6 protein-coding genes and 1 pseudogene are annotated in these 6588 nt (G+C 73.1%); 2 read left to right on the top strand and 5 right to left on the bottom strand.

Annotated features, from left to right (window positions below; all coding sequences use genetic code 11):
- On the top strand, positions 1 to 586 hold a 586-nt coding region (locus tag CRM73_RS17610), incomplete at its 5' end, for a M24 family metallopeptidase (RefSeq protein WP_370658565.1).
- Between the two features lie 80 nt (positions 587 to 666).
- Here CRM73_RS17610 and CRM73_RS17605 read toward each other — a convergent pair.
- From CRM73_RS17605 to CRM73_RS17585, 5 genes are all read right to left on the bottom strand, one after another.
- The gene (locus CRM73_RS17605) at positions 667 to 1758 is read right to left on the bottom strand and encodes a mandelate racemase/muconate lactonizing enzyme family protein (RefSeq protein WP_229588629.1); all 1092 of its coding nucleotides are present in this window, start codon (positions 1756 to 1758) and stop codon (positions 667 to 669) included.
- Complete coding sequence (locus CRM73_RS17600; protein WP_229588628.1) at positions 1755 to 2720, bottom strand: NAD(P)-dependent oxidoreductase; 966 nt, start codon at positions 2718 to 2720, stop codon at positions 1755 to 1757. Before CRM73_RS17600 ends, CRM73_RS17605 begins: the two co-directional genes overlap by 4 nt.
- On the bottom strand, positions 2717 to 4105 hold the full coding sequence (locus tag CRM73_RS17595; protein WP_229588627.1) for a Gfo/Idh/MocA family oxidoreductase: 1389 nt from the start codon (positions 4103 to 4105) through the stop codon (positions 2717 to 2719). The genes CRM73_RS17600 and CRM73_RS17595 overlap by 4 nt, the downstream gene beginning before the upstream one ends.
- Before the next feature lie 109 nt (positions 4106 to 4214).
- Positions 4215 to 5159 (bottom strand): carbohydrate ABC transporter permease, encoded by a 945-nt coding sequence (locus CRM73_RS17590; RefSeq protein ID WP_172604323.1) that lies wholly within the window; start codon positions 5157 to 5159, stop codon positions 4215 to 4217.
- Positions 5152 to 6108, bottom strand: a complete 957-nt coding sequence (locus tag CRM73_RS17585) for a carbohydrate ABC transporter permease (protein WP_017834668.1) — start codon at positions 6106 to 6108, stop codon at positions 5152 to 5154. Before CRM73_RS17585 ends, CRM73_RS17590 begins: the two co-directional genes overlap by 8 nt.
- A 374-nt stretch (positions 6109 to 6482) precedes the next feature.
- On the opposite strand from CRM73_RS17585, the pseudogene CRM73_RS17580 reads away from it, so the two are divergent.
- Positions 6483 to 6588: pseudogene (locus tag CRM73_RS17580) on the top strand (sugar transferase); the annotation flags it as partial.

Genomic DNA, 6588 nt, shown 5'->3' with positions numbered 1-6588 from the left:
CGCCGCCGAGCTGACCGCCGGCCTGGTGCGCGCGGGCGCGGAACCCGTCGTGGTGCTGTGCGGGGGCGCCGACCGCCTGCCCCACCGCCACCCCCTGCCGACCGCCGGGCCCCTGGGCCGGCGCGCGATGGCGGTCGTCTGCGCCCGCCGCGGCGGACTCATCGCCAATGCGACCCGCTGGGTGCGCTTCGGCCCGGCCGAGCCCGCCGAGACGGACGCGGAGGCGAGGATCGCGGAGGTCGAGGCCGACGTCCTCGACGCGCTGCGCCCCGGGCTGCCCCTCGCCGACCTGCTGCCGGTGCTCCGGCACGCCTATCCGCGCCACGGCTTCGACGCCGAGGAGTGGACCCGCCACCACCAGGGTGGGCCCGCCGGGTACGCCGGGCGGGACCCGCGGCTCGCCCCCGGGGTGCCGGACCTCGTGCACGAGCACCAGGCCTTCACGTGGAACCCGTCCGCGCCGGGCACGAAGATCGAGGACACGGTGCTGCTGGGTCCCGGCGGCGTCGTGCCCCTGTCCGTGGACCCGCGCTGGCCCGTGGTCCGGGTCCGGGGCCGGGACCGCCCGGCCGTGCTGGAGCGCTGACCGCCCCCGTCCGCCCGCACCGAGCCGGAAGGCCCGCACCCCCGGGGGTGCGGGCCTTCCGGCGGTCCGGGCTCCGGTGCTCAGGGACGCGCACCGTCCAGGGCGGGCAGCACCTGCTGCCGCAGCGCCAGCCCGAGACCGGGCAGGTCCCGGGTCTCCAGCCGCGAGCCGGTCACCAGGACCGGGGACGGCCCGTCCAGGATCCCGAGGTCCGCGAACCCGGCGTCCTCCACGACCTCGACCGTGGTGGGCTCGGCGAGGGTCAGGGCCAGCTGCCCGGAGAGGTCCGGCAGCAGGTGCGGGGCGATCCCCACGCTGTGCGTGCGCGCGAGCTCCACGATCCGCCGGAACGGCGTGATGCCGCCCACCCGGACGATGTTCGGCTGGACGACGTCCACGGCGCCGGCCGTGATGAAGTCCCGGAAGCGGTAGACGTTGTGCAGGTTCTCCCCCAGGGCGATGGGGACCCGGCTGAACCGGCGCAGCTGCCGGTAGCCCTCGAGGTCGTCGGCGCGCAGCGGCTCCTCCAGCCACGACGGCCCGAACTCGGCGAGGGCGTCCAGGGCCCGGCGCGCCGTGGGCAGGTCCCACCGCTGGTTGGCGTCGACCATGAGCCCGCGGTGCGGGCCGAGCAGCTCGCGGACGGCCGCCACGCGTTCCACGTCCTCGCGCAGGTCGGCCCTGCCCACCTTGATCTTGACCGCGCCGAAGCCGGCGGCGACCCACCGGCGCACCTGCTCCTGCAGCTCCTCCAGGGTGTAGTGCAGGTTCACGCCGGAGCCGTAGACGGCCACGCTCTCCTGCCGCCGGCCCAGCAGCGCGGTGATCGAGACCCCGGCCCGGCGCGCCCGCAGGTCCCACAGCGCGAGGTCCACGCCCGCGAGCGCCACCCCGGTCAGCCCGGTGCCGCCCTCGTGCAGGTGCTTCCAGGCGTCGTCCCAGAGGGCCTCGGGGTTCTCGGTGCGCCCGCGCACGAAGCCCGCGAGGTCGTCGTCGAGGAGCGCCTTGACGGCCGTCGCCCCGATCGTCGGGGTCCAGGAGAAGCCGGTGCCGGTGGCGCCGTCGTCGGCCACGACCGTGACGGCCACGACGTGGTTCTGCGGGGCCTCCGGCCCCCAGCTGCGCGGCAGCCGGGCCGTGATGAGCTCCGTGTGCAGGGCTGCGATGCTCATGCGGTGTCCTTCCCGTGCCGGCCGGCGCCCGCGGGCTCCCCGGCCGCGGCGGCCACGGGCTCCTCCCGGAGCTCGGTGCGCCAGCTGCGCGCCGGCTCCCAGTCCAGGACCCGGCGGGCCTTGTCGATGCTGAAGGCGGGGGCCGTCCCGGTCAGCCCCGCGGCGAGCTGCTCGCTGCCCGGGACGAACTCGGGCAGCAGCTCCGCGAGCGGGCGCCGGGCCAGGGCGTCGGCGGCGCCCACCAGGAAGGTGTCGCCGTTGCGGATCGCGCCCATCCGTTCCAGCAGCGCCTCCAGGAAGGCCGTGACGTCCCGGGCGTCCACGTAGTTGAACAGCGCCGGCGCGGCGAGCGCGGGGTCGTCGAGCCGCTCCCGCACGGTGTGGCCCTGCTGCGTGGGGGCGCCCTCCCACTCCTCGGGGGCGATCACGTAGCAGGGGCGGAAGGACGCGTAGCGCACGGCCTCGCCCCGGGCGGCGGCGAACATCTGTGCCACCTGCTCCGCCACGTGCTTGGACAGCCCGTAGGCGTGCCACGGCCGGGGAGGGGTCTCCTCCGTGAGCGGGAGCGCGGGCGGCAGCCAGCCCGCCGGGGAGCCGTAGCCCAGCACCGTGGGGCTGCTGGCCATGACGATCCGCCGCACCCCGGCCTCGGTCGCCGCGCCGGCCACGTTGTGCGCGATCACCGCGTTGGTCTGCAGGATGACGTGCTCGGGGGCGCTGAACGGGACGGCGATGGCCGCCAGGTTGATCACGGCGTCCGGGCGGACCGCGCGCATCAGCGCGTGCACGGCGTCCGGGTCGGTGAGCTCCGCGCCGCGGTGCTCCACGGCGGGGTGGGAGCCGGCGGGGTCCGCGGGCAGGGACCGGTCGACGCCGAGGACGTCGTAGCCGGCCTCCGCCAGCCCGGCGACCACGCTGCGGCCGAGCCGGCCCGCGCCGCCGGTGACGAGGACGCGGCTCATGCCCGGACCTCGCTCCGGCTCGCCCCGGAGGTCGCCCCCAGGTCCAGCTCGGCGATCCGGACGGGCAGCCCGGACTCGAGGGAGCGGTTGCCGGCGATGCCCACGGCCACCGCCGCCACCCCGTCCCGGTAGCCGGAGGGCCGCCCGTACGGGTCCTCGCCGGGGCCGCGGAAGACGTCGGCCAGCAGCAGCCGGTCCCCGCCGCCGTGGCTGCCCGCCCCGTTGCTGATGACGACCTCCTCGGCGGCGCCCCAGTGGCGCTGGACGGTCAGGCGCTCGCCGCGGCTGCGGGCACCGCCCCGGCGGGGGCCCACCGTGACCGAGGGGTCCACCGGGGAGCCACCGCTCGCCGGCAGGACCGCCGCCCGTTCGACGACCTCCAGCTCGGCCCGGCCCTCGGTGCCGTTGACGGCGACCCGGTACCCCTCCCACGGGGAGTGGGCGTTGAGGGAGTAGGAGAGGGTGGCGCCGCGGGCGTAGTCGACCACGAGGGCCAGGTTGTCCTCGATGCTGATCCCGTCGGAGAACACGTCCTGGTCCCGGCGGTACCCGTCGTGGTGCTGGTGGTCGAGGTAGAGCCGGCTCAGCCGCTCGTCGGTGCGCAGGTCCAGGGCGAAGGGGTCGCCCCCGTCGACATCCCGTGCGGGGGCGCCCGCGCGCGCCCGGGCCTCGGCGTTGTCCCGGCCGTAGAACCGCAGCCCGCCCGAGGCGAAGACCCGCTCCGGGGTGTCGGCCAGCCACCAGTTGACCAGGTCGAAGTGGTGGGAGGACTTGTGCACCAGCAGCCCGCCGGAGTTCTCCTTCTGCCGGTGCCAGCGGCGGAAGTAGTCGGCGCCGTGCACGGTGTCGAGCATCCAGCTGAAGTCCACGGAGGTGACCGTGCCGATCGCCCCGGACTGCACGACGTCCTTGAGGGCGGTGTTGCGCGGGGAGTACCGGTAGTTGAAGGTGACCACCACGTGGCGGCCGGTCTCCTCGACGGCCGCGGTGATCCGGCGGCAGCCCTCGGCGTCCACGGTCAGGGGCTTCTCGACGACGGCGTCCGCCCCGGCGCGCAGCGTCTGACAGATGTAGTCGGCGTGGGTGAGGTCGGGGGTGGTGATGATGACCCGGTCGATCCCCTGCTCGCGGATCGTCCGGGTGAGCTCCGCGGGGTCCAGGACGCCGATCCGGACGCCCGAGGTCTCCTCGGCGAGCCGGCGGTAGTGCTCGGCCCGCCCGGGGTTGGTGTCGCCCACCGCCACCAGCTCGGCGACGTCGGCGTGGTCGTCCAGCAGGGAGCGGAGGTACATCTCGCACCGGTTGCCGGTGCCGACCAGGACGTACCGGGTCCGCCTCCCCTGCCGTGCCGTGCCGTCCGTGCCGCTGTGCTCTGCGCTGTCCATCGGTTGCTCCTGGTTCTGGAGGGGTGTGCGGGGGTGGGGGCCGGCGGCCGGGTGTCCCCGGCCCGGGCGGGCCGGGGACACCGGGCCCCTGCGCGGGGCCCGTCGCCGGCTACTTGATGCCCGTGGTGGCGATGCCCTTCACGAGGAACTTCTGTCCCACGAGGAAGGCGATGAACACCGGCAGCAGGGACACGATCGACATCGCGAACAGGGATCCCCACGAGGACTCCCCGGAGGCGTCCACGAAGGCCCGCAGCGCCACGGGGACGGTGAACATGTTCGGGTCGGTCAGGTAGATCAGGGCGCTGAAGAAGTCGTTCCAGGTCCAGATGAACGTGAAGATCGTGGTGGTGGCCAGGGCCGGGACCATCATCGGCAGGATGATCTGCCCGAAGATCCGGGCGTGCCCGGCGCCGTCGATCCGCGCCGCCTCGTCCATGTCCTTCGGGATGCCGCGGATGAACTGCACCATGAGGAACACGAAGAACGCGTCGGTGGCGAGCAGCTTCGGCACGATCAGGGGCCAGAAGGTGTTCACCCACCCGATCTGGGAGAACATGATGTACTGCGGCACGATCACCACGTGGAACGGCAGCATGATCGTGAGGAGCATGAGGGCGAAGGCCGGCTTCTTGAAGCGGAACTCCAGCCGGGCGAACGCGTAGGCCGCCATGGAGCAGGAGACCAGGTTGCCGACGATGCACCCGAGCACCACCACCGCGGAGTTGAACAGGTACACGCTGAACGGGCTGGACAGGGCGCCCCACCCGTCCGAGTAGTTCGCGGTCTCGAGCGTCTGCAGCAGGATCCCGGGCTCGCGGAAGATGATGTCGTCGGGGCGCAGGGAGCTGGCCACCATCCACAGCAGCGGGTAGATCATCACGCCGCCGGTGAGGATCAGCGCCAGGTGCTTGAGCAGGGAGCGGATCCGTGCCCGGGTCCCCGGACCGCGGGGCTTCGGCGCCGGGGCGCTCTGCGAGCCCTCGGTCTGCGCCGGGACGAGGTCCTGGTCGGCCGTCCGGACGGCGCTGTCGGCGATTGTCGAATTAGTCATCGTAGAACACCCAATACTTAGACGCGATGAAGTTGAGGGCGGTGAACGCCCCGATGATGAGGAGCAGCAGCCAGGCCATGGCCGCGGCGTAGCCCATGTCGAAGCGGCCGAAGCCCGTCTGGTACAGGTACAGCGTGAAGAACATCGTCGAGTCGGACGGACCTCCTCGGCCGCCGGAGACGATGAACGCCTGCGTGAAGGACTGGAACGCCTGGATGATCTGCAGCACCAGGTTGAAGAAGATGATCGGGCTCAGCAGCGGCAGCGTGATCCGGAAGAACTTTGTGATCTTCCCGGCGCCGTCGATGGAGGCCGCCTCGTAGTACATGGTGGGGATCTGGCGCAGGCCCGCGAGGAAGATGATCATCGGCGCCCCGAAGGTCCACACGTGCAGCAGGATGATGCTGCCGAGCGCGGTCCGGGGGTCGGCGATCCAGCCGATGCCCTCGATGCCCACGAGGGCCAGGAGCTGGTTGACCAGTCCGGTGGTGCCGAAGAGCTGCTTCCAGAGGATGGCGATGGCCACCGAGGAGCCGAGCAGCGAGGGCAGGTAGAAGACGGAGCGGTAGAACGCGAGGCCGCGCAGGCCCCGGTCGAGGACCATGGCGATCGCCAGGGCCAGCATGAGCTGCAGCGGCACCCCGACGAGCACGTACGTGAAGGTCACCTGCAGCGAGTTGTGCAGCCGCTCGTCCGCGAGCATCCGGGAGAAGTTCTCCGTCCCGATCCAGTCGGGCGCCCGCATGAGGTTGTAGTCGGTGAAGGAGAGGTAGAGGGACATCAGCATGGGGCCCAGGGTGATGACCACCAGTCCCACGATCCACGGTGCCAGGAAGACCGCCGCGGCCTTGTTGTCCCGCCTGTCGGCGCGGGGCTTCCGCCGGCCGGCCGCACGCTTGGCCCGCTTCCCGGGCAGGCCCTCCCGGGTCAGCTCCTCGACGACGCTCATGCCGGGACCGCCCCTCGGCGCAGCCGCGCCCGGGAGACCCGGAGCGGTTCGGTGTCGATGTGCGTCGTTGTCATCGGTATCTCCTCGAAGCGTGTGGGAAAGCGTTTTCCAGAGCTGCGTTGCGTCCAGGCTAGTGGCCGGTTCCTGTGACGTCAACCACAATCAACGGTTGTGTCGGCGCCCACTCGCGGGGCCGACCCGCCGTCGGACGGGAGCCCGGCCAGGAGCCGCAGCGCCTCGACCGTCGCCGGCGGGCCGTAGCGCTCCGCCTCGTCCTGCGCGGCCCGGACGGACGGCGCGACGCCCACGAGCGAGGCCGCCGCCAGGACCCCCGCGCCGCGCAGCTGCTCCGCGGACAGGCCCAGCCGCCCGGCCACCGCCGGCTGCGGGTCAAGCCCGGCATCACCGGGCTGTGGCAGGTCTCGGGCCGGGACGACCTGGACTGGGAGAAAGCCGTGCGCCTGGACCTCTACTACGTGG

The organism is Kocuria sp. CCUG 69068, from assembly GCF_020833785.1.
Classification (GTDB): domain Bacteria; phylum Actinomycetota; class Actinomycetes; order Actinomycetales; family Micrococcaceae; genus Kocuria; species Kocuria rosea.
The sequence above is the reverse complement of the archived record's forward strand: the minus strand, read 5'-3'. Positions and strand labels throughout refer to the sequence as shown.

What these genes read in the sequence shown, in the direction of transcription:
- CRM73_RS17605 (WP_229588629.1), bottom strand. Translation starts at nt 1,758, where the DNA reads ATGAGCATCGCAGCCCTGCACACGGAGCTCATCACGGCCCGGCTGCCG.
- CRM73_RS17600 (WP_229588628.1), bottom strand. Translation starts at nt 2,720, where the DNA reads ATGAGCCGCGTCCTCGTCACCGGCGGCGCGGGCCGGCTCGGCCGCAGC.
- CRM73_RS17595 (WP_229588627.1), bottom strand. Translation starts at nt 4,105, where the DNA reads ATGGACAGCGCAGAGCACAGCGGCACGGACGGCACGGCACGGCAGGGG.
- CRM73_RS17590 (WP_172604323.1), bottom strand. Translation starts at nt 5,159, where the DNA reads ATGACTAATTCGACAATCGCCGACAGCGCCGTCCGGACGGCCGACCAG.
- CRM73_RS17585 (WP_017834668.1), bottom strand. Translation starts at nt 6,108, where the DNA reads ATGAGCGTCGTCGAGGAGCTGACCCGGGAGGGCCTGCCCGGGAAGCGG.